This window comes from Armatimonas sp., assembly GCF_031410135.1.
In the GTDB taxonomy this organism is placed as follows: Bacteria; Armatimonadota; Armatimonadia; order Armatimonadales; family Armatimonadaceae; genus Armatimonas.
Map to the genome: position 1 here is coordinate 1 of NZ_JANNYP010000761.1, position 3,307 is coordinate 3,307.

Sequence of the window (3,307 nt, forward strand, 5' to 3'; positions counted from 1 at the left end):
GGTCGAGCTTGTGGCTCCTGTGGGGTGCAGATCCGTGACGGCATTGCCTGCCGCTGTATTCCAGACAGTAGCGTGGTCCACGCCTCCTACGGCCCCAAAGCCAACCACACGCGCTCCTGAGAGTCCGTAGGCGCTTGAGGACGTGAAGCTGGCATTGAGATCCGTCGGAGTGTCGCTTGCACTATGATCCCAGACAATGGCGTGTAAAGTCGCGCCCGAGGGCCGTCCCTGCCCAACGATCAGATTTCCCAAGGCAGCGTAGGCCCGCGACTCGGTGAAGCTGCCCGCAATCTCTTTGGAGGCATTGCTCGCCCCCCGATCCCAGAGCGTCGCCCGCGAGAGGCCACCCGAGTCGGTCGTCCAACCCGCAAAGAGAGCGCTACTACTGCCAAACAGCTCGGAGCTGCTACGGCTGGATGGATGCAAGTTGGTAGGGGACGCGCCGGGAATACTCCAGATCACGGCCTGCCGACTCCCCGCTGTCGCCGCCGCCGCCCTCGCCGAGCCCACCGCGATACCATCCCCGCCCGATGCAATGCCCGACTCACCAAACGCGACGTTGAGCAGCACGCGGGTGAAAGTTGGGGTACCAGGCCCCGGTGTCGGAGTGGGAGCAGGTGTAGGAGTAGAAGCAGGCGTAGGCGTGGGAGTGGTCGTGCTCGTCTTCCCACCACCACAGCCCAGCAGTGTTAGCACACCTAGTACCGGAGCTCCAAGAGCCAAAAAGTAAAAATTTCGTGGTTGCATAGCCTATCTCCAGCCAAAGGGAACGTCACTCACCGAGTTGGTAGTGATGCGTGTCTGGCCCGTGCCATCGGGGTTCATGGTGTAGAGCTCACTGTTGCCATCGCGCATGCTGGCAAAGAGCAGCTTGGAGCCGTCGGGTGACCAGTTGATGGCAAAGTCATCAGCGCTATTGTTCGTCAGCCGCCGCTGGTTCGTGCCATCGCTATTGACCAGAAAGACCTCCTTCGTGCCTGAGGGGCTAGAGACAAAGGCAAGCTGATTGCTGTCCTTGGAGAAAGCAAGCGAGCCCACCACCACCCCACCGCCTGGATCGGAGAGGCCCCGCTGGTTGGTGCCGTCAGGGTTCATGAGATAGATATAGTGCGTGCCACCAATATTTTTCATGTAGGCAATCGTGAGCCCATTCGGAGCGATCTCAGGGCAAATATCGCCAATCGCATCGTTTGTGAGCCGCGTCTTGCCCGAGCCATCGGCGTTCATCACCCAGATCTCGGAGGCCGCTCCGACTCCCACGGCGTAGGCGAGCTTGCCATTGGGGAGCCAGCGCGGATCGTAGGCGACCAGACCCGCCGTTAGCTCCACGGCTCCTGAGCCATCCGCGTTCATCACGAAGATAGACTCGCCACCCGCAAGCTCTCGCACAAAGGCGATCTTACTCCGATCCGGCGACCAGCGCGGCTCGTTGTCTACGGCAGCATCCGTGGTTAAGCGCTGCACTACGGTACCATCCTCAGCCAGCGTGTAGATGTCTTTGTTGCCCCCGTCATCACGGACGACCAGAAGCCGCCCTGTTACTGTATTTGTCGTGGTTTTCTTTCCTCCACCGCATCCGGTGAGAAGGAAAAAAGCGCTCAGAAGAGCCAATATCAGTCTATTTTTCAATTTTTAAAACTCCCATTTTCGAAACACATTCGTATCAAACATCTGTTGTTTTCTTTCTGTCACAAATCTCATGATGGCGATTGTCCCATTCGCCTCGACGATTTCCGTCACAAAATTTGCGACAGAAAGTATTTTTATTTTTACTGCTTAGTCTTGATTTTGAAATCCCATCGGGGCAAGGCAGAGAGATAGGTGTCGGTCATGTACTTTCGAGCCGCTCCCTCGTCCATGAGCCAGCCGGTTGTATAATCGACGAAATACGGGTAGTACTGTAAGATGTAGCTCAGATAGAGATTATCTCCTCGTCGGAAGAAAAGTACAGAGGCTAGAGAGTGATTACTTGTCGCAGGAATGCACAGATTTCTGTCTGCAAGTGCAATTGAGAGAGGCACAGTCTCTAGAAAAGACCGGGCAGACTCGACATCGCTGCCTTTCAATGTCTGTGTGACAATCGTTGGTTTGTCTACATTACCATACAAGTTATACGTTATCGTATAAGTTGTCACTCCGGGCACGATAGGCACCACAAGATAGGAAGAGACAACACCGGTGACGTAGTCTGCATAGACAGGAGCGGGGAAAGTGAGACCGTTGTTTGTGTAGTCGGCTCGGGTGAACGCCTCCAGAACGACTTTATAGGCAAGCTCGCCCTCCACAGTCTCGCCGACCGTGACCTGGGCGACGCTCTTTCCTAGCGATCTTGTGCCCAGAAATACCTCGACCGTGACATTATCCGCGCCGGTTTGAGCGCCCGCGGCGCGGTAGGTGACGCTTTGGCCTTCAACAGGGGTATTTATTCCCCCATCGGGTGAGCCGATAAGCTCACCGGCATTGCGGGTCGTGAGCCACTTATAGGTCAGCTTCTCCCCCGTTTTGAGAGGTCGCATCCCAGCGACATCCGCCTTCAACGTGAGTGTCTCCTGAGCCTTAATCTTCTTACTACCAGGTGTCACCTGAATCTGGTAGATAGACACGGGGATCTTCGCGGTTCCCACCACGGCCCCGCTCGACCCTGCTCCTTTTTGAGAGAGGCTCAGCGAAATCTCATCGGTGAAACCGGCGACCAGTCCTGAGACATCGTAGGTCACCGTGTCGCTGTTACTGGTGAGAGTCGCCTGCCCAGTGCTGAACTTGCCCTGGGCACACTTCCAGTCGTAGACAAATATCTGCCCTTCCTGTACGGTGGCATCCGTGGATGCTTTGACAGTGGGAGGGAGCGCCCCCACAGGCAATAAGAGTTCCTGCGGGTTCAGTGCCACCAGACTCTTGGTGATCGTGACATCCCACTGTGAGGCATTCTCAGAGCGGGCGATATCCATCGCCTGGAACGCCGAGTCGGTCGCCTGCAGGAGCATGTCCACGGCCCCGAGGATCTTGTTCATCTTCTCAAAGTACGTCGCGACAAAGCCAGGGCTGGCCGACAGACCAAGAAACTCGACAAACAGGTGAAGGAGCTGGGCGGCACCGATCTTAGCCGACTCGGAACCAAAAAGAACGAAGTAGCCATCTTGAGTCGCCCCCACGACATCGCCCGACCCCGCCTTTGTGACGATATCGGGCAGAGCAGAGACAGCGTTAATGGCATCTTTGACGAACCCATTGGCATTGCTTGCATTCACAAAGTCATCTATCCGCGAGCCAAGCCCCTTGCCTTTGAGATCAAGCCCCTCTCCACCAG

Annotated in this window: 2 protein-coding genes and 1 pseudogene; all 3 read right to left on the reverse strand. The window is 56.4% G+C overall.

Translation table 11 applies throughout. The annotated features are described in order from the left end of the window. Nucleotides 1-747, reverse strand: a pseudogene (locus RMO15_RS27850) (hypothetical protein); the annotation flags it as partial. A gap of 3 nt (nucleotides 748-750) precedes the next feature. Continuing rightward, nucleotides 751-1,629 (reverse strand): DUF5050 domain-containing protein, encoded by an 879-nt coding sequence (locus tag RMO15_RS27855; protein WP_309720645.1) that lies wholly within the window; start codon nucleotides 1,627-1,629, stop codon nucleotides 751-753. 140 nt (nucleotides 1,630-1,769) lie between these two features. After that, nucleotides 1,770-3,307 (reverse strand): hypothetical protein (locus RMO15_RS27860; protein WP_309720648.1); only part of this gene is annotated, 1,538 nt, incomplete at its 5' end.